Origin of the sequence: Nakamurella panacisegetis (assembly GCF_900104535.1) — a bacterium.
Taxonomy (GTDB): Bacteria; Actinomycetota; Actinomycetes; order Mycobacteriales; family Nakamurellaceae; genus Nakamurella; species Nakamurella panacisegetis.
This window is the reverse complement of sequence record NZ_LT629710.1, coordinates 4078675-4104598: the sequence shown is the minus strand read 5'-3', so window position 1 is coordinate 4104598 and position 25924 is coordinate 4078675. Positions and strand designations below refer to the sequence as shown.

Genomic DNA, 25924 nt, shown 5'->3' with positions numbered 1-25924 from the left:
TGACCCACGGGCCGGTAACGTCCCCGGACATGCTGCAACTGTTGGACTTGGCGGGCATCTACTTCCGGGCGTTCCACGGGGTGCCGGCATCGACGGTCGGTCCGGACGGGCGTCCGGTCAACGCCATCCGGGGGACCCTGGACATCGTGCGGCGGGTGATCCTGGACGGCCGACCGACCAGGGTCGTCGCCTGCCTCGACCTGGACTGGCGACCGGCCTGGCGGGTGGAGCTGATTCCCACCTACAAGACCCACCGAGTGGCCGAATCGGACAACTCTCAACCTCTGCTAGACGGTGGGACCGCCGTCGAGCAGGTACCGGACGAGCTGGCTCCGCAGATCCCGGTGTTGCTCGAGGTGCTGTCCGCGGTCGGTATCGCCATCGCCGGGGCGCCCGGTTTCGAGGCCGACGACGTCATCGGCACTCTGGCCGCCCGCGAACGCCGTGACCCGGTCGAAGTCGTCACCGGCGACCGGGACCTGTTCCAGTTGGCCCGTGACGAACCGACTCCGGTGCGGGTGCGGTACATCGGGGCCGGCATGAGCAAGGTGCAGGTGCTCGACACCGCCGGCGTGGCCGCCAAACACGGGATTCCGGCCGGGCGGTACCCCGACTTCGCCGCGCTCCGCGGAGACCCCTCCGACGGGCTGCCGGGCGTGCCCGGGGTGGGCGACAAGACGGCCGCCGGTCTCGTCAACTCATTCGGCTCCATCGAGTCACTGGTCGCGGCGCTCGTCGACCCCTCGTCGTCGATGACGCCCTCCCAGCGGGCCAAGCTCACCCCGGCCCTGGCCTACCTGCGGGTGGCCCCGAAGGTGGTCCGGGTGGCCACCGACGCCGGCGTCACGATCACCCCGTCCGGTGACGGGCGCCTGCCCGGTACCCCGGTCGATCCAGACCGGCTGGTGGAGCTGGCCGAGCAATACGGCCTCCATTCACCGGTGGCCCGGCTGATCGACGCCCTCGGGCGGGCGTAGACACCGCCGAACGACGAACGGCCCCACGCCGTCTGGCGTGGGGCCGTCGGAGGTCGGGCGCGGGGTCAGTTGGGGACGCCGACCTGGTACTTCCCGCTCGAGTCCTGGATGGTGTTCTGGATCGACTTCGTGGTGCCGTTGATCGTCGCCGTGCAGGTGAACGTGGCGCCAACGGTCACCTTCACGTCGGACGGGCAGGACACACCGGTGACGCCGGTCATGCCGTATCCGGCCGGCGGAGCCGACGTCAGGATCTTGGTGATGTCAGCCTCGACCTTCGTGTGGTCGAAGACCTTCTTGTTCAGCACACCCGGGTACAGGAACAGCACGACCGCGGCGATGGCCAGCACCACGACCGCGGCGCCGACGCCGATCATCAGACCGCGGTTCGACTTCTTGGCCGGCGCGGAGCTGCTCGGCTGGCCGTACCCACCGGGCTGGCCGAAGCCGCCCGGCTGGTTGTACCCGGCCGGTTGTCCGAAGCCGCCCGGCTGGCCGTAGGCCCCCGGCTGGCCGTACTCCTGAGTCCCCCCGTAGGTCGGAGCACCGGCCGGCTGGCCATAGCCCGGCTGGTCGTACGAGGGCGGGGCACCGTAGGTCGGGGCGTTGCCGTAGCTACCGGGCTGTCCGTACGCCGGCTGGGCGGGCTGGCCGTAATCGGCCGGCTGCCCGTACGCCGGCTGAGCCCCACTCGGTGCTCCGGTCGGCTGGCCGTAGCCGGGCTGCTGCCCGTAGGCGGGCTGGCCATAGGTCTGAGGCTGTCCGTAGTTCGGCGTCGGCTCGGCGGGCGGTTGCCCGTAGGCCGGCTGGCCGTAGGTCGGCGGCTGTCCGTAGCTCGGCGGTTGGCCGTAGGTCGGCGGTTGCTCATTCCCCTGGGCGCCACCCGGCGCCGGATACCCCGGCTGCCCGTACTGCGCCGGCTGCGCGCCACTGTCCGGAGACGCCGGCGGACCCGCCGGTGGCTGCTGCCCGTACCCCGGCCAGCCCTGCGCGGGATCCTGCTGGCCCGACGGACCGTATGGCGAGCTCATGCCTTGCCTCCTGTAAACAGTTCACGCAAACTCGACGTCACACCGGTGATCCAACCACGGCCGAGGCCCGCTGACATGGACCGGGCCGCGAACGGCCGAAAAATCTGGTGCGCCCTATGACATCAGGAACGTACCGGCTGGCGTGATCGCTGTCAGGCGCTTGGTGATACCCGCCGTGGCATCACACCGCACCCAGGGCGACCACTCCCCGGCGCAGGGCGGTCAGCGCGGCCCGGGCGGTGCCGGCCAGGGGCGGATCGGCCACCGTCCTGACCTGATCGAGCAGGTCGATCACCTGTCGGCACCAGCGGACGAAGTCTCCGGCCGACATGTCGGTCCCGGTGGCGTTGGCCACCTCGAGGGCGTCGGTCAGCGTCTCGCCGCGCGCCCAGGCACCGACCGCCGCCGCGAAACCGGCGTCCGGGTTGCGAGTGGCGGGCAGCCCCGCCGCCGCCTCGTCGGCACTGATCTCGGTCCAGATCCGGGTGGTCGCACTCACCGCGTCGGAGGCGGCACCCCCCGGAAGTCGCGGCGCTCCAACGCCTTCCCGTCGCGCTTCGAACACCAACACCGACACCACCGCGGCCAGGTCGGCCGGCCCGAGATGGTTCCAGACGCCGCGTTGCAGGCACTCGGCGACGACCAGGTCGCTCTCGGACCAGATCCGCGACAGCATCCGGCCGGCATCGGTCAGCTCGTCGCCCGTGACGTAGCCCCGGCGGTCGAGCAGCGCCAGAATCCGGTCGAGGGCATCTCCGAGGGAGTTCCGGGAACCCGCCACTCTCGACTCCAGGGCGGCGTTCTCGGTGCGCAGCCGCAACCATCGCCGCGCCCACTGCAGATGGTTGTCCCGATCGGCGCATCCGTGCACCGGGTGGGACCGCACCGCCTTCCGCAGGGCCACCAGGTCGATGTCGTCGCCGAGCGGACGAGGCGTGTTGTCCCCGGCGGACAGGCGCCCGCCGGTCGAGGCGGCACCGATCGCCGAGGCGACGTCCCGCCGCACTGCGGGCGACCGGTGGTCGACGAACTTGTCCAGCTTGATCCGGCCCAGCGGCGGGACCGACCCCCGGAAGTCGGCCGCGGTCAGCCGGCCGGCCCACCGTCCGGCGGTGATGACCAGAGGCCGCACGACGTCGTCGGCGCCGACGCCGGGGTCGAGGACGACGGCCAGACCCGCGCGTCGGCCGGACGGAATGGCGATCACGTCGCCTCGCTTGAGTGACATCAGGTCGTTGGTGGTCGCGTCGCGACGGCGCGCCGCACCCGCCTTGGCCTGGGTCTTCTCGTGCGCGTTGAGTTCGTTCAGCAGGTCCAGGTACTCGGCCACGTCGCCCAGGTGACAGGTCATCGCCTTGAAGTGCGACCGGATCGCCTCATCGTCCCGCTTGACCTGCCGGACCAGCCCGACCACGGCGGAGTCGGCCTGGAACTGGGCGAAGGACTGCTCCAGCAGTTCCTTGGCCGCCACCCGGCCCATCCGATCGGTGAGGTTGACCGCCATGTTGTAGCTCGGGCGGAACGAGGACCGCAGCGGATAGGTCCGTTTGGAGGCCAGCCCGCCGACCACGTGGGGGTCCATCCCGGGTGACCAGAGCACGACGGCGTGGCCCTCGATGTCGATCCCGCGCCGGCCGGCGCGTCCGGTGAGCTGGGTGTACTCCCCCGGAGTCAGGTCGACATGCCCCTCGCCGTTGTACTTGACCAGTTTCTCCAGCACGACCGTCTTGGCCGGCATGTTGATGCCGAGGGCCAGGGTCTCGGTGGCGAAGACGGCCTTGACCAGCCCGGCCACGAACAGTTCCTCCACCGTCTCCTTGAACGCGGGCAGCATGCCGGCGTGGTGGGCCGCGATCCCGCGTTCCAGTGCCTCCCGCCAGTCCCAGTAACCCAGGACGGCCAGATCGGCCTCGGGCAGGTCCGCCGTCCGCCGGTCGACGATGGCGCGGATCTGGACCCGTTCCTTCTCGCTGGTCAGGCGCATCCCGGACCGGACGCACTGCTGCACCGCGGCGTCGCAACCGGCGCGGGAGAAGATGAACGTGATGGCCGGCAGCAACCCCGACCCGTCCAGCCGTTCGATCACGTCGACCCGGGACGGCGGGCGCCAGCGCGTACCGCCCTGCGCTCCGCCGAATCCGGCCCGGCCGCCCCGGTTGCCACGGTTGTCCCGGTTCCGGCCGCCGGCGAACCGTTCGGCCAGCGCTTCGGCGTCCGACACGGCTCTGGCCAGTGCGGGTTCGATGCGGATCCGGGCTCCAGGGCGGGACGGGTCGTACGACTCGCTGGACGTGCTGAACAGGTCGTACAACCGGCGGCCGACCAGCATGTGCTGCCACAGCGGCACCGGACGGTGCTCGTCGACGACCACCGTGGTGTGCCCGCGGACGGTCTGCAGCCAGGCGCCGAACTCCTCGGCGTTGGACACGGTGGCCGACAGGCCGACCACCTGGACCGCGGTCGGCAGGTGCAGGATCACCTCTTCCCAGACGGCACCGCGGAACTTGTCGGCCAGGTAGTGGATCTCGTCCATCACCACGGCCGTCAACCCGTCCAGGTCGGGTGATTCCGCATAGAGCATGTTGCGGAGGACCTCGGTGGTCATCACCACGACGTCCGCGTGCGAGTTGATGGAGGTGTCGCCGGTCAGCAGACCGACCCGGTCGGCGCCGTACTCGGCGACCAGATCGGAGAACTTCTGGTTGGACAGGGCCTTGATCGGGGTGGTGTAGAAGCATTTGCCGCCGGTGGCCAGGGCCCGGTAGACGGCGAACTCGCCGACCACGGTCTTGCCGGCGCCGGTCGGGGCGCAGACCAGCACTCCGCGGCCCTCTTCCAGGGCGCGGCAGGAGTCCACCTGGAACGGGTCGAGGCGGAACGGCCGGCCGGCCGCGAAGTCGGTCAGGTATGGATGTCTCGCGCGGTCGCGGGATCGGGCGTAACGCTCGGCCGGCGACTCCGCCTCGTCATGGTCGTCGGGCGCGGGCTCGACGACCACGCCTCCCGGCTCGTTTCGCCGGAACTCGTCGCCGGTCGGGTCGTCCGGTTGCGATCGTCGCGCCCGTTCCGGTCCGCGCTGCCCGCTCACGTCGCGTCGCCGAAGTCCGGGGCGCTCGGGTCGTTCACCGTGATCGGAGTGGGCGCGGGGACCGGAGCCGGTCGTTCCACCGGAGGCGATGCGGCCGTGCCTCCGTGGTCGCCGGCCGTGGTGGGATCGGGCGACGCCTCGTCGTCCGACAGGTCACCGAGCCCCTCGGCGGCCAGTCGCGCGCCCTTGCGTTTGTCGTGCACCTTGGTGACCTGGACCGCCACCTCGTACAGGATGACCAGCGAGAGGGCCAGCGCCGACATGGTGATCGGGTCGTTGCCGGGCACCACCAGGGCCGCGAACACCACCAGGCCGAAGATCGAGTAGCGCCGGGCCTTCGCCAGCTTCTCGCCCTTGATCAGGCCGATGATGTTCAGCATGATCAACATCAGCGGCAGTTCGAAGGAGACGCCGAAGATGATGAGCATGGCCATCAGGAACTGGAAGTACTTCGATGGGTCCAGGCCGCTGACCACGCCGCTGCCGGCGAAGCCGAGGAGCACGGTCAGGCCCTCGCTGATCACGAAGTAGGCCAGGACGGCGCCGCCGGCGAACAGGACCGCCGCGAACGAGACGAAGATCCGGGCGAACTTGCGTTCCTTGTCGTACAGGGCCGGAGTGACGAACGCCCACAGCTGGTACAGCCAGACCGGGCAGGACAGCACGGCGCCGACCATGAACGCGGCCTTCAACCGGATCTGCAGCGGGCTGAAAACGTCGGTGGCCAGCAGGGCACACGCGTGGCCGGTGACGGCGAGCCGCTTGTCCGCCGGCACCTTGCAGTAAGGGCCGGTGAGGATGTCGCCGAGGTTCGCGATGTGCAGGGACGGGATGGCGACGGTGTACCAGATGAACCCGACCAGGGTCCCGAGGAACAGGCCGACGGCCGCCCAGAACAGCCGCTTCCGGAGCTCGTACAGGTGCTCCATCAAGGACATCGTGCCGTCAGGCTTCGGCTCGTCCTTCTTACGGCGAAGCAGCACGGACAACTCCTCGGAAGACGATCGGACCGACCGGGTCCGACCTCGATGATGCCATGGCCGGGGATCCGGCCAGGGTTGGGCGCCCGGTGTCGGCGGCGCCGGAGCCGATCCGGCCGGCCGGCCGGGGCGCGGACGCCAGGCCGCCCAGGTCGGCGAACGGCACGGTCAGCGGTAGGCGGCCAATGCCTGGGCCGCCCGCTCGGCCACCTGAACGGCCAGGTCCGGGCGGTCCTCGATGACCGCGGATCCGCCCAGGGAGAGCACCAATCGCACCAGCCACTCGTCACCTCCGCCGCGCAGCCGCACCCGCAGGCCACCGTCCCGCCCGTCAACCGGTTGCCGGCCGCGACCGGCAACCGGCAACTCGACGGCGTCCTCGGTCTGGTAGTACTCGGCCACCCAGCGCGCCGCCGGCTCCAGCCGCAGAGTCACCGGTGGGATCTGCGGATCGGGGTGGAACATCTTCTCCGGAATGTCGGAGTCGACCCACAGCTGCCCCTGGGCCGGCTCGTCGAGCACCCGGATCTCCTCGATCCGGTCCACCCGGAAGTGCCGCACCGCATCGGCGGCATGGCAGTAACCCTCCAGGTAGGAGTGGCCGTCGGTGACCAGCAGCCGGATGGGGTCGACGATCCGTTCGGTCAACGCGTCCCGGGACGCGGTGTAGTACCGCATCCAGATCTGCCGCGACTCGTCGATCGCCTGCCGCACCGCACCCAGCGCCGGGGCCGCGTCGGCCGCGGACACCCGGACGGCGTCGGCCGTCTGCGCCCCGGCCTGCTCCAGCTTGGCCAGCGCTGAGTAGACGGCGTCGGCATCGACCAGGCCGGGCAGGTCGGCGAAGGCGCGCAGCGCGACGGTCAGAGCGACCGCCTCGTCGGAGGTCAGGCGCACCGGCCGTTCGATACCGGCGTCGAAAGCGATCGAGACGGTGCCGCCCTCCTCGTCCAGCACGACGTCGATCAGATCGTCCGGGTAGTAGCCGGGCAACCCACAGACCATCAAGAGATCGAGGTCGGCGCTGATCTGCTCGGTCGACACCCCGAACTCAACGGCCAGGTCGGCCAGGGCGACCCCGGGACGTCGGGAGATGTACGGAACCAGGCCCAGCACGCGGGCCAGACGATCGGTGGCCGTCTCGCTCACGAGGCCACCTCCGGAACGTCGAGCCGCACGTCCTCCGGCTCGAACCGCGGCATCGCCTCCGGGTCCATTCCCGGGGCCGAGCCGGCCGCCCCGACCAGCAGCCGGATCACCGCCTCGCGCAGGTCCGGCGGTTCGACCACGAGCACGTCGGGACCCTGGCCGGCAATCGTCCGGGCCGTGTCCCAGAGATGGGCGAACGGCATCTGCACCACGTCCCAACCGGCGTGGCGACCGGCCGGGTCCAGGTCGATCGACGGCGTCGCGTCAGCGGTCGTCGTGGCCCGACGCCGCAGTCCGGCGGCCGAGCCCGGCTTGATCACAAGCGTGGTCGTGCGACCGGCCGGCAGTTCGACGCTCCCGGCGACCAGGGACAGGAGGTCAAGGCCGGCCGGGGCGGAAGCGACGCCGGCGCGGCCGACCGCTTTGACGCTCCCGGCGATCCGGGACAGCCGGAAGGTGCGGCGGGCCTTGCGGTCGGTGTCGAACCCGACCAGGTACCAGCGGCCCTTGTACGACACGAGTCCCCACGGCTGGACGTTGCGGCCGACCGGCGCACCGGCCGGATCCTTGCGATAGTCGAAGGTGACGGCCCGTCCGGCCCGCACCGCGGCGTAGAGCGGGGCGAACGACGGATCACCGGTCCGCACCCGCGGCTGCAGCAGACCGGCGGCCGAGCTCTGATGATCGTCGTCCTGGTCGCCTGGGGCCGCATCGCGGATCTTGCGGATGGCATTGGATCCCGGCCCGGCCAGTGCCGTCGTCTCCCAGAGCCGGGCCGCGAGCCCGAGGGCGGCCGTCTCGGCCGGTGTGAACGACAGCTGCGGGAGCGAGAACTCGCCGGGCAGGATCCGGTAACCGTCGGACCCGTCATCGGGCGTCTGCAACGGGATGCCCAGATCCCGCAGTTCGGTCTTGTCGCGCTCGAACGTCCGGAAGAAGGCTTCCTCGGTCGGCGCGTCGCTGTACCCGGCGACCTTGTCCCTGATCCAGTTCGCCGTCCGGAAGCGAGGCGAGTTCACCAGGGCGATCACCAGGTTCAGCAGTCGTTCCGCTTTCGCCGTCGCCACGTACTCCAGCCTTCCACAACCTGCACCGCCCGCTCGTCATCTCGGCGGTTTGCGGGGTGCCGGAGGCAGCCGCCTACAGCGACTCGATCAGTTTGGTGACCCGATCGTCGGTGTTGCGGAACGGGTCCTTGAGCAGGACGGTCCGTTGCGCCTGGTCGTTCAGCTTCAGGTGGACCCAGTCGACCGTGTAGTCGCGGCCGGCGTCCTGGGCCGCCGCCACGAATTCGCCGCGCAACTTCGCCCTGGTGGTCTGCGGGGCGACGGTCGTCGCGGCGGTGATCTCGTCGTCGGTGACGATGGTGGCGGCCAGGCCCTTGTTGACCAGCAACGAGTGCAGCCCGCGACCCGGCCGGACGTCGTGGTACGTCAGGTCGATCTGCGCGATCCGCGGATCGGCGAGATCCATCCCGTGCCGGGCGGCATAGGAGTCGATGAGCTTCTTCTTGATCACCCAATCGATCTCGGTGTCGACCCCCGACAGATCGCCGGTCTCGACGCCCTTGAGCGTGCGGCCCCACAGATCGAGCACCCGCTCGGAGATGGGGTCGGTGCCGCGGGTGGCGACGAAGTCAACGGCCTTGCTGTAGTACTCCATCTGCGCGTCCAGCGCGGAGATCTCGGCCCCGGAGGCCAGCCGCACCGTCCGGCGGCCGGTGACGTCGTGCGAGATTTCCCGGATGGCCCTGATCGGATTCTCGAACGTGAAGTCCCGCAACGGGATCCCGGCCTCGATCATCTCCAGCACCAGCGCCGCACTGCCCACCTTCAGGAACGTGGTGGTCTGGCTCATGTTGGAGTCGCCGACGATGACGTGCAGCCGCCGGTAACGCTCGGCGTCGGCGTGCGGTTCGTCCCGGGTGTTGATGATCGGCCGGGAGCGGGTGGTGGCGGAGGAGACCCCCTCCCAGATGTGGTCGGCCCGCTGGGACAGGCAGTACGACGCCCCCCGCGGGGACTGGAGCACCTTCCCGGCGCCGGCGATCAACTGCCGGGTGACCAGGAACGGGATCAGCCCGTCGGCGATCCGGGAGAACTCACCGGCCCGCGCGATGAGGAAGTTCTCGTGGCAGCCGTAGGAGTTGCCGGCCGAGTCGGTGTTGTTCTTGAACAGATAGATGTCCCCGCCGATGCCCTCCTCGGCCAGCCGGGCCTCGGCGTCGACGACCAGGTCCTGGAGAATCCGCTCGCCGGCCTTGTCGTGCGCGATCAGGGTGAGCAGGTTGTCGCACTCGGCGGTGGCGTACTCCGGGTGGGAACCGACATCGAGGTACAGACGCGACCCGTTGCGCAGGAAGACGTTCGAGGACCGCCCCCAGGAAACCACCCGCCGGAACAGGTACCGCGCCACCTCGTCCGGGGAGAGCCGACGCTGCCCGTGGAAGGTACAGGTGATGCCGAACTCGGTTTCGATGCCCATGATCCGCCGCTGCATGGCAAGAACCCTATGCCCCCGGACGTTGCGTCCCGGAAGGGTCCTGGGCCGGATGCACGGTCGGGCCGGATGTCTGCGGTCGCCGACGAGTGCTGTCGCGGACCTCTCCGATCAGCTCCTCGATCACGTCCTCCAGGGTCACCAACCCCAGCCGCGCCTCCGGCAACGGCTGCTCGGGCGGCCCGGCCGAGGTCGCCGCGATGGCATCGAGCACGGCGACCGGGTCGGCCGTCGACTCCGGCACGGTGACCGGGACCGGTGCCGCCACCTGGGCCAGGTGGGCACCGAGCCGTCTCATCCGGTCGAGGGCGAGCCGGAGGTCGGTTCCGGTGACGACCACCGGGAGGGGACGGATGCGTCCGGCCGGCACCGGCTCGTCGCGGTGCTCCGGCGGGATGTCGATGACGTCGCGGATGTGCACGTAGCCGACGAACTTCCCGTCGTCGCCCCGAACCGGGAATCGGGAGAACCCGGTCCGGGCGCACGCCTGCTCGATCTCGGCCGCTGTGACGCCGGTCTGCACGGACACCACGTCGGCGTCGGCCAGCAGCACCGAGTCCACCTTCGCGGTGTCGAACTCGAGGGCCGAGGTGATCAGGTCGTGTTCCTGGCGGTCCAGCAGACCTTCGGATCGGGATTCGGCGACCAGACCAGCGACCTCGTCCCGGGTGAAGGCCGAGGCGACCTCGTCCCTTGGCTCCCGGCCGAGCATCCGGACCACGCCATTGGCCACGTGGTTGAGCCCACGGACGATCGGGCCGAGGAACAGGGCGATCGCCCGCAACGGCGGGGCCAGCAGGATGGCGGTGTTCTCCGGTCCGGCCAGCGCGACGTTCTTCGGGACCATCTCGCCCAGAGCCACGTGCGCGGACACCACCAACAGCAGGGCGACCACCAGGGCCACCGGGTGCAGCGCCGAGGCGGGCACCCCCATGGCGTGGAAGACAGGCTCCAGCAGGGTGGCCACGGCCGGTTCACCCAGCGCACCGAGCAGCACGCCACAGACGGTGATGCCCAGCTGGGCGCAGGCCATCATCACCGAGATGTTCTCCATCGCCTTGAGGGTGGCCCGCGCGCGAGCGCTGGTCACCGCCCGTGGCTCGATGACGGTCCGCCGCGCCGAGATCAGCGAGAACTCGGCCGCGACGAAGAAGGCACTCAGCGCCAACAGGAACACGACGAGGGCGATCAGGCCCCAGGTCCCGTTCATCGAAGTTCGCCCTTGTCGTCGACCTGGGCCACGGCGGACAGCACCACCGATTCGATCCGGCGACGGCCCCGGGCCGCGACGGTCAGCCGGACCTTGACCACCCGGGGTAGGTCGTCCAGGGCGTTGACCGGAATCGGGACGTCGTCGGCCGACCCGTGCACGCGAGCGGTCAGCACGCCCAGCGAGACATCGGCCAGCACGGTCGCCGTCACCTCCACGGTGTCGGCGCTCTCGGGCATCCGGCCCAGCCGGGCGATGACCAGGCCGGCCACCGTTTCGTAGGCGCTGGACTCGGGCAGCGTCACCCCGGTGATCTCGGCGATCTGGTCCGGTCGCAGATCGCCCGGGAGCAGCCAGGTGCCGTCGTGCTGCCGCATGGCCCGGCGGTCGCCCATGTCGTGCTCGTCGGTGATCTCGCCGACCAGTTCCTCGACCACGTCCTCGAGAGTCAGGATCCCGGCCGTCCCGCCGTATTCGTCGGCCACCACGGCCATCTGCAGACCCTGCTCGCGCAACAGGTCGAGCAGGTCGTCCAGCGGCAGCGTGGCCGGGACGACGGGCACGTCGACCATCACCTGTTCCACTCGCACCCCGACGCGATCGTCCGGGGCGACCGCGACCGCCCGTTTGAGGTGGACCAGGCCGACGACGTCGTCCGAGTTCTCCCCCGACACCGGGAACCGCGAGTGGCCGGTCTCGGCGGCCGCCTCGATCACCGACTCCACCGGATCGGTGGCCTTGACGAACCGCACCCGGGGCCGCGGGGTGAGCACGTCCGCCGCAGTCTTGCCGGAGAACGAGATCGATCGGGCCAGCAGGCCGGCCGTCTCCCCCGGCAGCGTCCCCTGCGCGGCGGAGCGGCGGACCAGGGACTGCAGCTCGTCGGGCGACCGGGCCGACCGCAGCTCCTCCTGGGGTTCGATGGAGAAGATCCGGAGGACGCCGTTGGCGATGCCGTTGAGCGCCCAGATCAGCGGGCGGAAGATCAGCGTGGAGACCCGCAGCGGCGTGATGACGGATCGGGCGGTGCCCAACGGCTCGGCGATGGCCAGGTTCTTGGGGACCAGTTCGCCGAACACCATGGACAGCACGGTGGCGATGACGAGAGCGGCCACCACCCCGATGGAGTTCGCCGCCGCAGCCCCGATTCCGATGGCCCGCAACGGATCTGCAATCAGGCGGGCCAGCGACGGTTCCATCACGAACCCGAGGGCCAGGGTGGTGACAGTGATCCCGACCTGGGCGCCGGAGAGCTGGGTGGACAGGGACCGGAGACCGACGAGCAGTGACTTCGCCTTCGAGTCGCCGGTCGAGGCCCGTTGGGCGACGGTGGCCCGGTCGACCGTGACCAGGCTGAACTCCGCGGCCACGTAGATGGCCGTTCCGGCGATCAGCAGCAGGCCGACCGCGAGCAGGACGATCTGGGTGATCAACGCCGACCCTCCCGCGGACGAGAGCGGTCACCGGGCTTCGATATGTGAGTGTCCATGGGCTTGCCGGTCAGAATACCGGGCGGGCCACGGAGCACCGGCCTCCGACAACGACGGCCCGGCCCGCGTGCACGCCCCGGCGACGGCGGCCGAGACGGTCGGGTCGGGCCGCGGCTCAGGCGCCGACCCCGAAGCAGGTAAGAGCGACGGACCCGCCGTCGACGTCGGCGATCGCGGTGGCCAGGGCCCGCGCCGGGCCGTCTCCGGCGATCAACCGCCGGTGGTAGGCCAGCATGGTCGGCGCGGCCACGTCGTCGGCGATCCGGCTCACCCCGGCGATCACCGTCGAGACCCCGCTCCGCAACAACGCCGCCGCCAGCCCCAGCGGTTCCCCACCGGGCCGGTCGTCGTCGCTGCGTCCGACATCGCAACTGGAGAGCACCACGTGATCGGGCAGGGACGGGTTCGGCGCGATGTCGTAGCCGTACAGCGGTCCGTCGGCCAGCTGCACCCACGAGAACAGCGGAGACTCCACCTCGTGGTGCCCGTGGGCCGCGATGTGCAGCACACCCCCGTCGGGAATGGCCGCGAGCATCCGAGCCCCGGTGGCGTTGTCGTCGACCAAGGACGACGCATCCGGGTAGAGCGCGGCGATCTGCTCGGCTTCCGCCGCCGCATTGGACACCTCGGGTCCGGCCACGGTCAGCACCCGACGTTCACCGAGCGAACGCCCGGCCATCGCGCCGGTCACCGACGCCGTCACCGACACCGGCCGGCCGGCCAGGCTGGGCAACAACCCCCACGGCACCGTGGTCAGCACGCCCAGCCCGGTGATCAGCACCGGGCCCGCGCCGATCAATTGCTCGATCGGTCCGATCAAGGCGCCGGACAACCGCCCGAGACCGCCGGTCAGCGAGCGCCCGGCCACATCGCGGACGGGCTGGGGTATCCGCGGCATTGCCAGCAGGTCCAGGTCGGCCCCGACCCGAAGCGTCTGCTGCGCGATCTCGTCGAATCGGCCCAGCTGCCGAAAGGTGGCTCGTCGTGCGGTGATGACCAGGGCGTGCAGCACCCCGTCCCCCCGGATGTAGGCGATGACCGTCGGGTCCGTCGGGTCCGCGGCCAGGCGACGCCGGACCGCGGCCAGGGTGAGCGGACGACGGACGTCCCCGCCGCCGGACGCCGACCAGGCCAGGGTCTGTACCTGACGTCGCTGTTGTCGGACCCTGGCCTCCAACGCGGCGTCGCGACGGCCGGTCAGCACCGCTTGCCGGGCTTGCTGGTACCCGGCGCGGAACTCCCCCAGCTCGCGGGCGAATTCCGGGTCGGCCGGCGGACGGACCGCGCGGAGCCGGGAACTCACGCCGCGCGCCCGCTCCAGCCATTGGAAGATGGCCGCCGGTGAGCCCGTCTCGACCGCGGTCCGCAGACCGAGACGGGCCAGTTCCCGACCGTGCACCGCCGCTGCCGCCTGCAGGTCCTGGGAGCCGAAGGTGGCCTGGAAGTGCGACAGGTCGTCCAGGCCGCGGCGGATGTGGGCCAGTCCGGCCCGCCGGTCGCCCATCGCCAGTTCGACCTGGCCGTCGAGCAACCGGCCGTGCAACCGGGTGGCCAGCCGCGAGCCGGACCGGCGACGGACCTCCTGGGCCAGTGCCGCCGCCTGCGCTACCTCCCCGGCGTCCAACAGCGCTTCCGCGGCCAATAGCCGCGCCGTCTTGGCCTCCTCGACCAGACCGACCGCGTCCAGATCCGCCACCAGCCGGGCGGCGTCAGCAGCGTCGGCGCGGGCCCGTCGGAGCGACCCGGCCCGGTTCGGTTGCTCCCGGCGTTCGAGCCGGCGTTTGGCCCGGACCGCCTGGAGACGCAGGGTGCGGGCGGCCAGGGCGGCCGAGGTGTTGCCCCGCCGGCGCGCGGTCTGCTCGGCCCGCCGGGCGGCGATCGAGGCCGCGTCCGGATCGCCGGCCAGCAGGTCCAGTTCGGCGCGCACCGAATAGGCATCCACCAGGTCGGCCGTTGCCCGGTTGGCCCGGAAGAAGCCCAGGGCCTGGTCGACGTGCTCACCGGCCGCTTCGATCAGCCCGGCGGCGGCCAGGACGCGCGCCCGGTCCAGCGGCGACACCCCGTCCTGCGCGGCCCGCGGCCACGCGGCGGCCGCCGCCTCCATCGCCGACAATGCGGCCGGGAGGTCGCCGGCCAGGTACCGCACGAAGCCGAGATTGTGGTCGGCCATGAACGTGATGTCGCCGCGATGGAGCTCGCGGGCGATAGCGCCGGCGGCGGCCGTGTCGGCGGCCGCCTGCGCCAGCCGGCCGGCCACGATGTGGAGCAGCCCGCGGTTGATCAGCGCCCCGGCCAGATCCTCGAGCGCTTCCGGGGTGGAGGACACACGCAACTGGGCCACCGCCGCGTCGAGATCGGCCAACGCGGCATCCGGGCGACCGGTGCGGACCATGATCAGACCTCGGGCCACCCGGACCGCCGGCAGTACGGCGTCGGCCGTCGCGGCGGCGTCGAGCAGTTCCCGGGCCCGATCGGTGTGCCCCAGCTCGGAGTTGTTGTAGGCCAACGCGATCAGGATTCGGGACCGCAGCACCGGGTCCGGCGCCTCGTGTTCGTCGAGCCGACGCAGCGCCCGCTGGGCCAACCGGAGACCGAGCGACCACTGACCGTCATCACTGGCCGCCCGGGACTGCGACCACAGGGAGAACGCCGACTGCTCATGCCGATGGAGCGAACCGCGCGGTACGACCGGATTCACCCATCCAGTGTCACAGACGACGCAAGCCCTCCCATCTGGCCCAACCGGCGATCCGACACGTGGCTCCACGCAGGCCGAACGGCGCTGCGCGCCAACACGCTCCCAGCCGGACGAATTGGTTCCCCGCTCAGGAGCCGGAACCGAAGCAGTTCATCGGGGCCGGGGCCCCGTCCGCGGTGGCGATCGCCGTGGCCAGAGCAACGGCCGGACCATCGCCGGCCAGCAGGCGCTCGTGATACACGATCATGGTCGACGCCGCCACGTCGTCGGCGATCCGGCTGACCCCGGCCACCACGGTCGACACGCCGCTGCGCAGCAGGGCCGCGGCCAGTCCGAGCGGCTCCCCGCCCGGTCGGTCGTCGCTCCGGCCGACGTCACAGCTGGACAGGACCACGTGGTCGGGCCGGGTCGGGTTGGGAGCGATGTCGTACCCGTAGAGCGGGCCGTCGGCCAGTTGGATGGAAGAGAACAAGGGGCTGTCCGGCTCGTGATGGCCGTGTGCGGCGACGTGCAGCAGCCCACCGTCGGGCAGTTGCCCGAGCACGGCTTCGCCGGTCGCGTGCGCCCCGACCAGCAGACCGGCACCGGCATGCATGGCGGCGATGGCCGCCGCCTCGGCGCCGCCACCGGGCACGTCGGGACCGGCGACGGCCAGGACCCCGCGCAGATGGGCCCGGCCCGGCCGGCCGACGTCGGCCATGGCCGCCGTCACCGACGAACTCACCGACACCGGTCGTCCGACCAGGGAAGGCAGCAAGCCCCACGGCAGTGTCGCCATCGGCCCCACCGCGGCCACGATCACCGGCCCGTCGGTCATTCCCGTCCGGACCACGTCCAGGAGTTCGGCGTCCAGGTGGGCCAGTGCGGTCTGCAGCGACTGCCGGCCGACGGTGAGAACCGGTTTCGGTATGCGCGGCGCCGCCAGGAGGTCGAGGTCGGCCGCGACCCGGCGGATCAGGCCATGGAGGTGCGGCCAGTCCCCGAGCCGGTGGTGGGAGGCCCCGCGACCGGTGATGACCAGGGCGTGGGTTTCCTGCACGCCGTGCAGGTAGGCGATCACGGTCGGCCCGGACGGGTCGGCGGCCAGCAGCCGTTGTACGGCGGCCAGCGTCAGCGGGCGCTGGGCGGTGCCCGATCCGCTGACCGTCCAGGACCGGGTCCGGACGTGACGGCGAAGATCGGCCACCCGCCGCTCCAGGACGGGGTCCCGGTGCCCGGCGACCGCCGCCGTCCGGGCCTCGATGGTGGCCAGCCGGAGTTGTCCCAGTGTCTCGGCCAGTTCACGATCGGCCGGCGGATGCACGGCCGGAAGCCGGGTGCTGACGGCCCGCGATCGTTCGAGCCATTGCAGGATCGCCGCCGGCGAACCGCCGGACAGCGCGGTGCGCAGGCCGAGGCGGGCCAGGGCGGCGCCGTGGATGGCCGCGCCGGACTGCATATCCTGTGATCCGAACCGGCTCTGGAAGTCGGCCAGGTCGTCCAGTCCCCGGCGAACGTGCTCCAGACCCTGTGGCTGGCGCCGACGTCGCAGCTCGAGCTCCGCGGAGACCAACCGGATGTGCAGACGGGTGCCGAGCGGGACGTCCCGGGCGACCGGACCGGCTGCCGTCGCGGCGTCCAACGCACCGTCCGGATCACCGGCGTCCAGCAGCGCCTGGGCGGACAGCAGGTGCGCGACGGCCGCGTCGGCCGGCAGCCCGGCGTCGGCCAGAGCGGTCGCCAACTGCGCCGCACGGCGCGCGGCGGCCTTGGCCGTGGTGGCCGAGTTCGGGCGGCCGGACCGGGCGGCCGCAGCGGCCTTCAGTTCGGTCAACTCGGCCAGCAGGGCGGCATTGGGGTTGCCGCGCTTGGCGTTCAGTCGCCTGGCCTGCCGGGCCCGGGTCTGGGCACGCTGCCATTCCCCTTGCAGCAGATCGGTCTCGGCGGCGACGATCAACGCATCCGGCAGTTCGCTGAGGGCCTTGTTGCGGTCGAAGTCGCGCACGGCGATGTCGCCGAATTCGGCGGCCTCGGTGACCAGTCCCGCGGCCAGCAGCACCCGAGCCCGGTCAAGAGCGGGCATCCCGATCGGAGGGTCCTCGAGCGCCCTCTGGGCCGCGTCCATCGACGCCAGCGCGCCCGGCAGGTCGCCCGAGAGGAACTGGATGTACCCCAGGTTGTGCGCCGCCATGTGGACGCCCCAGGCATCGCCGGCCGCGTGGGCGGCCGCCCGGGCTTCGGCGGTGTCGGCCTCTGCTTCGGCCAGCCGACCCGCGTTCATATGCAGCCACCCGCGGTTCAGCAGGGCCGTGGACAGCAACCGGGGATCGGCTTCCCGCAGACCCGGGACCGCCTGGTCGAAGGCGGCCAGTGCCGCCGCGTCTTCGCCCGCCCGCATCAGCACCATGGCCCGGGTGCCGTCGATCGCAGGTCGCTGCGTCGGGTCGGTGGACTCGGCCTGCGCCAGCGCGGACATGGCCCGGGCCAGATCCCCGAGACCGGAGTGTTGGTACGCCGACGTGATCAGGATCCGGGCGGCGAGGGCGGCCCGGTCGGCCGATCGGTTCAGCTCGGCCGATCCGTTCCGGTCGGCCGACAGGACGGCGAGAGCACGATCGCAGAGGGCGAGCGCGCGCGCCGGCCTCCCGGCGTCACCTTCGGCCCTGGCCCGACCGAGCAGGGTCTCGACCGTCGCCACCAGGTCGGACGGTCGACGCTGAATCGAGCGGGCGGTCACCCACCCAGTTTCACAGGTGCAGGGCGGGCGTGACCACCGGGATCCGGATCGCCGGGTCGGAGGCGTCGGTCGGGTGCAGCACCAACTGCACCGAGCCCGATGGAACGGACTCGAAGACGAAGCGACCGGTCTCGTCGCACTCGGCGGTCAGGGTCTGCCCGCCCGTGCGGAGTTCGGCGTGCAGACCGCCGCCGGGCGCGGCCCATCCGTCGAGTCGCAACGCATGTCCGGGCTGGCTCTGCACCGAGATCATGACGGTCAGGTTCTCGCTGGAGAACGTGACGCGTTTGGCGTGCTCCACCGAGCGGGTTCCGGCCGCCCCGGCGAGGATGAGTTCGGAGTCGACCAGGCGAGCCACTTCCGCATCGAGATCGCCGATCTGCAGCCCGAACAGGATCAGATCCGGGAGCACGGCCGGCATCGGGTCGAGCGTGTCGTAGATGTCCACCAGGTCCCCCAGGATGTCCAGGTCACGCTGATCCATCGGATCGCCGTGTGCGGTGTCGTTCATGACCATTCCTCCCCCTGCAACCGAGTGCGGAGCTTGTCCAGGCAGCGGCCGCGGGTCGGGCCGATGGATCCAACGGGCATGCCCATGTCGTGGGCGATCGCGGCGTAGTCCGGCCGCGGCGCGAACGCGATGACGGCCAACAGCCGTCGGCAGCGTTCCGGCAGGGCCGACACGTGGGCCCACAGCCGACGCTGCTCGTCCGACAGCACGGCCGACTGCTCGGCCGATTCGGCGCTGGGCAGATCCTCGTCGGTGGGTTCGGTCCCCGAGCGCTGAGCGACCAGTGCCCGATCCCGCCAGGCCTGCCGGCGGAGCGTCACGGTGAGCCAGCGCACGACGGCCAACGGGTCGGAGATCGATTCACCGCGCCGGACCAGGGCCAGGAAGGTCTGCTGGACACTGTCCTCGGCCTCGGCGGTGGACAGGCCACACTGACGCGCGGTGTGCCAGAGCAGCGGACTGACCAATCGCACCAGACGGTCGATGCCACCGGGAACACCGAGGCGGTAGTCCTGGAAGGCCAGGGCCGCCTGGGTCACCAGATCCCCGAGATCCCGCGGGTTGCTGGTGGCGGTGCGCTGCGCCGGCACCGGGGCCGGCGCGACCGCGTCGGCCCCGCCCGTCTGGCTGTCCAGCCGCGCATCGCCCGTTGGTTTGTCCGAACCCGCCACCAACTCACTCGCTTCGGTCGTCATCACTGCTCCGATCGCTCGACCGACCGGGCCGGAACAAGCTTCCGCCGGTCGGCCACATCCTTCGGGCACCCGTGCCGGACGAGACCGGCCAGGAACTCACCGGCCAGCACCGGCGCGGCGAAACTGGTACCGCTCCAGGTCGCGAACCCACTGCTGAACTGATCCGGGTCTATCGTTCCACGACGCTCCCCGTTCGGACCGATCAGACCGGTGTCGGCGGCCCATGCGCCGGCCAGGTGCACCGGTGCGGTACTGACCACGTTGGCCCCGGGCGCTTCGCCGTTCACCCAGCATCCATCGTTGGAGAACAATGCGACCGATCGGTCGGGGTTCAGCGCGGCCACCGACAGCAGGGGCAGGGCTCCGTCATGGGTGAATTCGGGGTGGTCGGAGAACGCGGCGGGGTATGACCGGCGATCGGTGCAGTCGTTGCCGGCGGCGGCGAAGGTGACCACCCCGCGAGCGGCCAGGGTGACCAACAGGTCCTTCAGACCGGCCGTGAACGTGAGGTCGTCGGTCGTCTCGACGTAGTAGCCGAGCGAGAGCACCAGCGCGTCGACACTCCCGGGGTGCTGGGCCAGGCGAACGCCGAGTGCCGTCAGCGCTTGGGTCAATTCGTCCTCGGCGACCACCCCGTCGCCGCCCATGATCCGCACGGCGGTGATCTCGGCGTCCGGGCAACTCTGCCGGAGCAGACCCGCGATGAAGGTGCCGTGGCCGGTGTGGGTGTTCAACAACCCGGTCAGCGGATCGGCCACCGCCCCAGCGCCCTCGGGATCGGTGGCGCCGACCACCGGGTCATCGACGTCCAGCCCGATCGGGTCGCCGTTGTCGAGGGTCAACCGGCGTTGCACCGGATAGGCGTCGAACCACGGATGCTCCCCGGCGCCGGTGTCCATCACCACCACCTGCGGCCGGCACGAGCCGGGTGCCGGCTGCGGCGGCGCCAGTACAACGCTCACCGGGCCGTGGCCGCCGGAACCGCCCTGCAGGTACTGGTCGACACCGGACGACATGCCCCTGGTGTACGGATTCCCGCCGATCGCCGCCATCCCCCTGGTGTACGGGTCGCCTCCGATCAGGGACATGCCCCGCGTGTACGGGTTCCCCGAGATCGACGCCGCCGCGAACATCAGGTGATCGAGCCCGACGAACCCCACCAACTCGGCATCGCCGGCGGCCCTGACCGCCTGGAGCAGCGGCCAGACGTCGATCGCGGGGGCGGGACCGTCGGCCGAGGATTCGAACCGGACGGGCACGACGAGCGGGGTTCCGGTCTGCTCGGCCAGGCCCAGCAGACGGGCGAATCGATTGTGGGCCGACACGTCCACCGATGATCCGTCGCGGTCGATCTCGACGAACGGATCCGGCCCGGACCGGCGGAGACCCAGGTCCGTGGCCAGTGCGGCCACGGCGTCGATGCGAGCCGTGACCGTGGCCCGATCGGCGCCGTTGACCAGCAGGGTGTCGCCCCGGTAGACCGTGACGGTCGGGGCGGCCCCGCCCGGAAGCCGGACGGCGGTGGCCGGATCGAGGACTCTGGCCTCGTACCGGGCGAACGGATCATTCGGGGCGGACGATCCGGGCGTGGCGGCCGGGTCGGTCACAAGGTGCCTCCGTAGCGGTTGCGCAGCTGCAGGTGACGCCGCACCGGGCGGCATTCGACGACTAGGAGCGGACCGTCACCGGTCTGATACATGCTGTTCCGGCAGAAACTACCTGACGTGCGTCCGCCGGACACCCCGGCCGATCGGGACCAGCCGCGCACGCTCGGCGATCGGTGGAAATCCGGCCTCGGCCAGGGTGCGGAGATACTGGCCGGCCAGGACGGGCGCCGCGAACGAGGTGCCACTCCAGGAGGCGAATCCGTTCCCGAAGGCATCCGGGTCCACGCCGCCGCGCGGACGCCCCTGGGGCCCGCGAACGTGCACCCCCGCTCGGGCCGAGCCATCGCTGGTCACCGGAGCGGTCGAGACGAGATTGACGCCGAGCGCCTCGGCGGTCACCCATGGCCCGTCGTTGGAGAACAGGGCCACGGATCCGTCCGGATTCAAGGCCGCGACCGAGACCAGCGGCACCACGTCCGGAGCGGCGAAGTCCTCGTCGACCGCGAACGCCGCGGGGTAGGACGGTCGGTCCGTGGCATCGTTTCCGGCGGCACAGAACACCGCGACGCCCAGCCGGCCCAGCTCGACCAGGATCCGCTTCAGTGCCGTGTTGTAGGCGAGATCATCGGCCGTCTCGGCGTAGTAGCCGAGGGACAGCACCAGCGCGTCGGCCCAGCCAGGCTCCTCCCGCTGCCGGTCGGCCAGCAGGGTCAGGGCATCGGTCAGCGTCGATTCGGCGACGATGCCGTCCGCGCCCATCACGGCCAGGGCGACGATGTCGGCCTCGGGGCAGGCCTGACGAATGAGCCCGGCGATGAACGTGCCGTGGCCAGAATGACTGGCCAAGGTGCCGAGCAGTGCATTCGCGACCGCTCCGGTGCCGTCGGCGTCGATGCCCTTGATGGACGCCGGGTCGATCTCGGGCCCGATCGTCCGGCCGTCGTTCATGGTGACCACCGTCTTGGCCGGATACGCGGTGAACCACGGGTGGTCACCGAGCCCGGTGTCCAGCACCACCACTCGGGGCGCACGTTCCGGACTCCCCGGCCGCGGCGTCGGGACGACGAAGTTGACCGGCCCGCGCCCGGCGTACCCGGAGTCGCCGTATCGATCCAGGCCCGTCCGACCGTGACCGATGGCAAACGGGTTGCCGCCGAACTGTTCCGCCGTCGTCATCAGGTGATCCAGGCCGACGCCCGCGGCGACCTGGGGATCGACGTGACGACGAAGTTCGGCCACCACCTCCCGGGAATCGATCGGGCCGACCGAGGACTCGGCTGGGGCCAGCGAGACACCGGAGCGTCCGGCCGACACCACCCAGTCCCGGCGGGCGGCCACCTCGGTCACGGCCCGGCGGATACGTTCGCCCGCTTCGTCGTCCGGTGCGTGCAGCACCAGTCCGGTGCTTCGGTAGGCCGTCGCGGCCTGGGGCCATTCTCCGGTCGGGGTGCTTCCGGGCTCGGTGATGCTGCCGTGCCAGCGGTCCAACGCGGACCGACGTCCGGCGTGGGGGCGGGGTCCCGGACTGGTCACCATCTGTCCTTGCGGTCGGCGGAACACGGGCGGAGAGTCGTCCGGTGGCTGCAGGAGCCGAGCCGCCGGGTCCCTGATACCCGGCTAGTGGTCCGGCTGTTGCTCGTCGGCCGGCGGTCCGGGTTCGGGCGCGGTGTCGGCCGGGGCCGCGTCCGCGGCTTCCGCCGGTCCAACGGGCTCGGCCGATTCCGCCGGTTCCGTCGGTTCGGCGGGTGTCGCGGCCGGCTCGGCCGACGGCGGGGTCAGCAGCTGGTCGAGCAGGTCCCGGTCCAGACGACGAAAGGTCCGTTCGGGGACCGTGCGATCCAGTACAGCCACCTCGAGCTGGCCCGATTCGAGCTTCCGTGGGGCCCCCTCACCGCCCGCGCCGAGTGCGCTGACCGCGGCGGCCAAGGCGGTCGGCAGGTCCCACCCGGCCCGGAAGGACTTCTCCATGGCCGACGCGACCGGCTCGGTCACGCCGCCCATGACGACGTACCGGGTCTCCTCCATGATCGAGCCGTCGAAGGAGATGCGGTACAGCTGGTCTCGCTGCCCGGGGGCGCCCAGACGGGTCTCCCCCGGCGCCGGAACCGGTTCCCCGACCGAACGGGCCACTTCGGCCACGCACAGTTCGACCTCGTAGGGCTTCTGGTGTTCGGAGAAGATCGAGCCCAGCGTCTGGGCGTAGGCGTTGGCCAGCCAGCGCGCGGTGACGTCGCGACGGTCGTAGGAGTAGCCGCGCACGTCGGCCAACCGGATCCCGGCCGTCCGCAGGTTCTCGAACTCGTTGTAACGGCCGACCGCGGCCAGACCGATGCGGTCGTAGATCTCGCTGACCTTGTGCAACGTGGGCGAGTGGTTCTCGGCCACGAACAGCACACCCGCCGAGTAGGTGGTGACGACGACACTGCGGCCCCGGCCGATGCCCTTGCGGGCATATTCGGACCGGTCCCGCATGAACTGTTCGGGTGAGGCATAGACGGGCATCGTCACGGTGCTGGGACTCCTGGGTGTCGATCGGTTCGCGAGCGGGGCGGACGGACTCGGCTCAGCCGCCGGGGTTGATCATCCGGCCGGCGACCACCGACTCGGACACGGCCCCGACCTCGGCCTCGGGGAGACGACGAGCTCCGGCCGCCGTCACGACGATGACCATCGGATAGATCTTGCGAGTGAGATCCGGGCCGCCGGTGGCGCTGTCGTCGTCGGCCGCGTCGTACAGCGCCTCGACGGCCGCCTTGACCGCCACGTCGAGCGAGGCACCGCGCTCGAACCGCTTCTTCAGGGCTGACCGGGCGAACATCGACCCGGAGCCAACGGCGTAGAAGTCGTATTCCTCGTACCGGCCACCGGTGATGTCGTAGGAGAAGATGCGCCCGGCCTCGGAGGTCGGCACCCGGTCGATGTCGAAGCCGGCGAACAGCGGCACGACGGCCAGCCCCTGCATGGCCACCCCGAGGTTGCCCCTGATCATCGTGGACAGGCGGTTCGCCTTGCCGTCCAACGACAACCGGACGCCCTCGATCTTCTCGTAGTGCTCGAGTTCCAGTTTGAACAACCGGACCATCTCGACGGCCAGACCGGCGGTGCCGGCGATTCCGACCGCCGAGTGGGAGTCGGCGACGAACACCTTCTCGATGTCCCGCTGGGCGATCAGATTGCCCATGGTGGCCCGGCGGTCACCGGCCAGCACGACACCGTCGGCGCAGGTGAGGGCAACGATCGTGGTGCCGTGGGGTACCTGATCGGCCACCGGGTGCGCACGGTTACCCGGCAACAGATGTGGTTCGGCCTTGGCCAGGAATTCGGTGAACGAGCCAGGGCCTGGGGTCAGATAGGCCGCCGGGACCGCCGCGATCGGCCAGCTGGAATCCTTCAAAGCTCACTGCCCGCCCTTTTGCACGTACGAACGGACGAAGTCCTCGGCATTGGACTCCAGCACGCCGTCGATCTCGTCCAGGATGTCGTCGGTCTCCGCCGCGAGCTTCTCCCGGCGCTCCTGACCGGCCGCTCCGCTCGCGGCGTCGCCGTCGTCGTCGGAATCCCCGCCGCCCTGCCGCGTGGTCTGTTCCTGTGCCATGTCGATCTCCCAAATCTAGGGCGCCGCACTGCGTGAAAGACGAGAGGATACGGTCCGTTCGTCGGCGCTGTGTTCGACTTTACCCAGCCACCCCGACTGCGCCTCGGCGCTGCCGGACACGACCGGGTAACGCCCGCGCCGGAGCAGTCGGCTCAGGAGCGCTTGGTGAGGGCGTCGACCAACTCACCGGCGTCGGCGGCGGCGTCCAGCAGGGCCCCGACGTGCGCCTTGGTCCCGCGGGTCGGATCCATGGTCGGTATCCGGACCAGCGACTCCCGGCCGACATCGAAGATCACCGAATCCCAGGACGCCGCCGCCAGCCGGTCCGGGTACTTGGAGACACAGCGCCCGCGGAAGTAGGCCCGGGTGTCCTCGGGCGGAACCGTCATCGCGGTCAGGATCGCCTCGTCGGTGAGCAGCCGCTTCATGGCGCCGCGGGAGGCCAACCGGTTGTACAGGCCGCGGTCGAGCCGCACATCGGCGTACTGCAGGTCGACCAGGGCCAGCCGGGATGCCCCCCAGGCCAGCCCGTCCCGGCTCCGGAAACCTTCCAGCAGGCGGAGCTTGGCCGGCCAGTCCAGGGTGTCGGCCAGCCGCATCGGATCGTCCGCGAGCTTGTCGAGCACGTCGGCCCACGTGGCCAGGACGTCCTTGGTGTCCGCGTCGACGTCGTCGCCGTAGGTGTGCGCCACGAAGGCCCGGGCCGCCTCCAGGTACGCCATCTGGATGTCGACGCCGGTGAACGACCGTCCGTCGGCCAGTTTGACCGTCGTCTTCAGGGTCGGGTCGTGGGAGATCTGGTGTACCGCGGACACCGGATGTTCGAGTTCGAGCGGCATCGGCCAGCCCGCCTCGATCATCGACAGCACCAGGGCGGTGGTGCCGACCTTGAGGTAGATGGACGTCTCGGCCAGATTGGCGTCACCGATGATCACGTGCAGGCGCCGCCAGCGGTCCGCGTCGGCGTGGGGTTCGTCGCGGGTGTTGATCAGGCCGCGCTTGAGCGTCGTCTCCAGCCCGACCTCGACCTCGATGTAGTCCGACCGCTGGGCCAGCTGGAACCCCGGCGTGGCCCCGGACGGCCCGATCCCGACCCGGCCCGCTCCGGCGAAGACCTGCCGGGACGCGAAGAACGGCAGCAGACCGGCGATGATCGACGGGAAGGGGGTGTCCCGGCGGCACAGGTAGTTCTCGTGCGTGCCGTAGGACGCGCCCTTGCCGTCGGTGTTGTTCTTGTACAGCTGCACCGCCTTGGCTCCGGGCACCGACGCCGCGAGCATGGCCGCCTGCTCCATCACGCGCTCCCCCGCCTTGTCGTACAGGACGGCGTCGAGCGGGTTGGTCACCTCGGGCCCGGAGTACTCCGGGTGGGCGTGGTCGACGTAGAGCCGGGCCCCGTCGGACAGGATCACGTTGGCCGCGCCGATGTCGTCGATGTCCGGTTCGGATCCGCCGAACAGCGAGGACAGGTCGTAGCCGCGGGCATCGCGCAGCGGTGACTCCACCTCGTAGTCCCACCTCGGCCGCCGGGCCCGGGGCGCGGCCACCGAGGCGGCGTAGGCCAGCACGATCTGAGTGGAGGAGATGACCGGGTTGACGCCCGGCTCCCCCGGGACGGAGATGCCGTACTCGACCTCGGTGCCCATGATGCGGCGTACGGTCATGCGTTCGCGTCCTG

19 protein-coding genes are annotated in these 25924 nt (G+C 71.0%); 1 reads left to right on the top strand and 18 read right to left on the bottom strand.

All coding sequences use genetic code 11. The features are described from left to right. Window positions 1–29: 29 nt before the first annotated feature. Window positions 30–977 (top strand): 5'-3' exonuclease, encoded by a 948-nt coding sequence (locus BLS97_RS18425; protein ID WP_090482606.1) that lies wholly within the window; start codon window positions 30–32, stop codon window positions 975–977. Window positions 978–1042: 65 nt separating this feature from the next. On the opposite strand, the gene BLS97_RS18420 is transcribed toward BLS97_RS18425, so the two are convergent. The 18 genes from BLS97_RS18420 to dop all read right to left on the bottom strand — a co-directional run bounded on the left by BLS97_RS18420 (window position 1043) and on the right by dop (window position 25910). Next, the gene (locus BLS97_RS18420; RefSeq protein WP_090478794.1) at window positions 1043–2008 is read right to left on the bottom strand and encodes a DUF4333 domain-containing protein; all 966 of its coding nucleotides are present in this window, start codon (window positions 2006–2008) and stop codon (window positions 1043–1045) included. Window positions 2009–2189: 181 nt separating this feature from the next. After that, window positions 2190–5006 carry a DEAD/DEAH box helicase gene (locus tag BLS97_RS18415; RefSeq protein WP_090482602.1) on the bottom strand — a complete coding sequence of 939 codons (2817 nt, stop codon included), beginning with the start codon at window positions 5004–5006 and terminating at the stop codon, window positions 2190–2192. Window positions 5007–5092: 86 nt separating this feature from the next. Next, window positions 5093–6079: a twin-arginine translocase subunit TatC gene (gene tatC, locus BLS97_RS18410; protein WP_231988185.1), complete on the bottom strand. Its 987-nt coding sequence runs from the start codon at window positions 6077–6079 to the stop codon at window positions 5093–5095. A 165-nt stretch (window positions 6080–6244) separates the two neighbouring features. Beyond that, complete coding sequence (locus BLS97_RS18400; RefSeq protein WP_090478786.1) at window positions 6245–7225, bottom strand: helix-turn-helix transcriptional regulator; 981 nt, start codon at window positions 7223–7225, stop codon at window positions 6245–6247. Continuing rightward, on the bottom strand, window positions 7222–8292 hold the full coding sequence (locus tag BLS97_RS18395; protein WP_090478783.1) for a helix-turn-helix transcriptional regulator: 1071 nt from the start codon (window positions 8290–8292) through the stop codon (window positions 7222–7224). Before BLS97_RS18395 ends, BLS97_RS18400 begins: the two co-directional genes overlap by 4 nt. 73 nt (window positions 8293–8365) lie before the next feature. Next, window positions 8366–9724, bottom strand: coding sequence for a Pup--protein ligase (pafA, locus tag BLS97_RS18390; RefSeq protein ID WP_090478780.1), 1359 nt, complete (start codon window positions 9722–9724; stop codon window positions 8366–8368). A gap of 10 nt (window positions 9725–9734) precedes the next feature. Next, a complete protein-coding gene (locus BLS97_RS18385) occupies window positions 9735–10934 on the bottom strand; it encodes a hemolysin family protein (protein WP_090478777.1) in 1200 nt (399 codons plus the stop codon). After that, window positions 10931–12367, bottom strand: a complete 1437-nt coding sequence (locus tag BLS97_RS18380; protein ID WP_090478774.1) for a hemolysin family protein — start codon at window positions 12365–12367, stop codon at window positions 10931–10933. Before BLS97_RS18380 ends, BLS97_RS18385 begins: the two co-directional genes overlap by 4 nt. A gap of 172 nt (window positions 12368–12539) precedes the next feature. After that, window positions 12540–15122, bottom strand: coding sequence for a CHAT domain-containing protein (locus BLS97_RS18375; protein WP_090478771.1), 2583 nt, complete (start codon window positions 15120–15122; stop codon window positions 12540–12542). A gap of 127 nt (window positions 15123–15249) precedes the next feature. Next, the gene (locus tag BLS97_RS18370; protein ID WP_157695519.1) at window positions 15250–17838 is read right to left on the bottom strand and encodes a CHAT domain-containing protein; all 2589 of its coding nucleotides are present in this window, start codon (window positions 17836–17838) and stop codon (window positions 15250–15252) included. A 10-nt stretch (window positions 17839–17848) separates the two neighbouring features. Then, entirely contained in the window at window positions 17849–18349 is a 501-nt protein-coding gene (locus BLS97_RS18365; protein ID WP_157695518.1) for a carboxypeptidase regulatory-like domain-containing protein, read from the bottom strand. Next, window positions 18346–19044 carry an RNA polymerase sigma factor gene (locus BLS97_RS18360; protein ID WP_090478761.1) on the bottom strand — a complete coding sequence of 233 codons (699 nt, stop codon included), beginning with the start codon at window positions 19042–19044 and terminating at the stop codon, window positions 18346–18348. The genes BLS97_RS18365 and BLS97_RS18360 overlap by 4 nt, the downstream gene beginning before the upstream one ends. Beyond that, entirely contained in the window at window positions 19044–20651 is a 1608-nt protein-coding gene (locus tag BLS97_RS18355; protein ID WP_157695517.1) for a S8 family serine peptidase, read from the bottom strand. The genes BLS97_RS18360 and BLS97_RS18355 overlap by 1 nt, the downstream gene beginning before the upstream one ends. Window positions 20652–20759: 108 nt before the next feature. Continuing rightward, window positions 20760–22184, bottom strand: coding sequence for a S8 family peptidase (locus BLS97_RS18350; RefSeq protein ID WP_157695516.1), 1425 nt, complete (start codon window positions 22182–22184; stop codon window positions 20760–20762). A gap of 84 nt (window positions 22185–22268) precedes the next feature. Then, on the bottom strand, window positions 22269–23159 hold the full coding sequence (prcA, locus tag BLS97_RS18345; protein WP_090478752.1) for a proteasome subunit alpha: 891 nt from the start codon (window positions 23157–23159) through the stop codon (window positions 22269–22271). Between the two features lie 55 nt (window positions 23160–23214). Then, window positions 23215–24045: a proteasome subunit beta gene (gene prcB / locus BLS97_RS18340; RefSeq protein WP_090478749.1), complete on the bottom strand. Its 831-nt coding sequence runs from the start codon at window positions 24043–24045 to the stop codon at window positions 23215–23217. A gap of 3 nt (window positions 24046–24048) precedes the next feature. Further along, entirely contained in the window at window positions 24049–24246 is a 198-nt protein-coding gene (locus BLS97_RS18335; RefSeq protein ID WP_090478745.1) for a ubiquitin-like protein Pup, read from the bottom strand. A 152-nt stretch (window positions 24247–24398) separates the two neighbouring features. Continuing rightward, window positions 24399–25910 (bottom strand): depupylase/deamidase Dop, encoded by a 1512-nt coding sequence (dop, locus tag BLS97_RS18330; protein WP_090478741.1) that lies wholly within the window; start codon window positions 25908–25910, stop codon window positions 24399–24401. Window positions 25911–25924: the final 14 nt, after the last annotated feature.

Bases quoted from the DNA above. Each gene is read 5' to 3' on its own strand.
- BLS97_RS18425 (WP_090482606.1), top strand. From the start codon at position 30: ATGCTGCAACTGTTGGACTTGGCGGGCATCTACTTCCGGGCGTTCCAC.
- BLS97_RS18420 (WP_090478794.1), bottom strand. From the start codon at position 2,008: ATGAGCTCGCCATACGGTCCGTCGGGCCAGCAGGATCCCGCGCAGGGC.
- pafA (WP_090478780.1), bottom strand. From the start codon at position 9,724: ATGCAGCGGCGGATCATGGGCATCGAAACCGAGTTCGGCATCACCTGT.
- BLS97_RS18385 (WP_090478777.1), bottom strand. From the start codon at position 10,934: ATGAACGGGACCTGGGGCCTGATCGCCCTCGTCGTGTTCCTGTTGGCG.
- BLS97_RS18365 (WP_157695518.1), bottom strand. From the start codon at position 18,349: ATGAACGACACCGCACACGGCGATCCGATGGATCAGCGTGACCTGGAC.
- BLS97_RS18360 (WP_090478761.1), bottom strand. From the start codon at position 19,044: ATGACGACCGAAGCGAGTGAGTTGGTGGCGGGTTCGGACAAACCAACG.
- BLS97_RS18335 (WP_090478745.1), bottom strand. From the start codon at position 24,246: ATGGCACAGGAACAGACCACGCGGCAGGGCGGCGGGGATTCCGACGAC.
- dop (WP_090478741.1), bottom strand. From the start codon at position 25,910: ATGACCGTACGCCGCATCATGGGCACCGAGGTCGAGTACGGCATCTCC.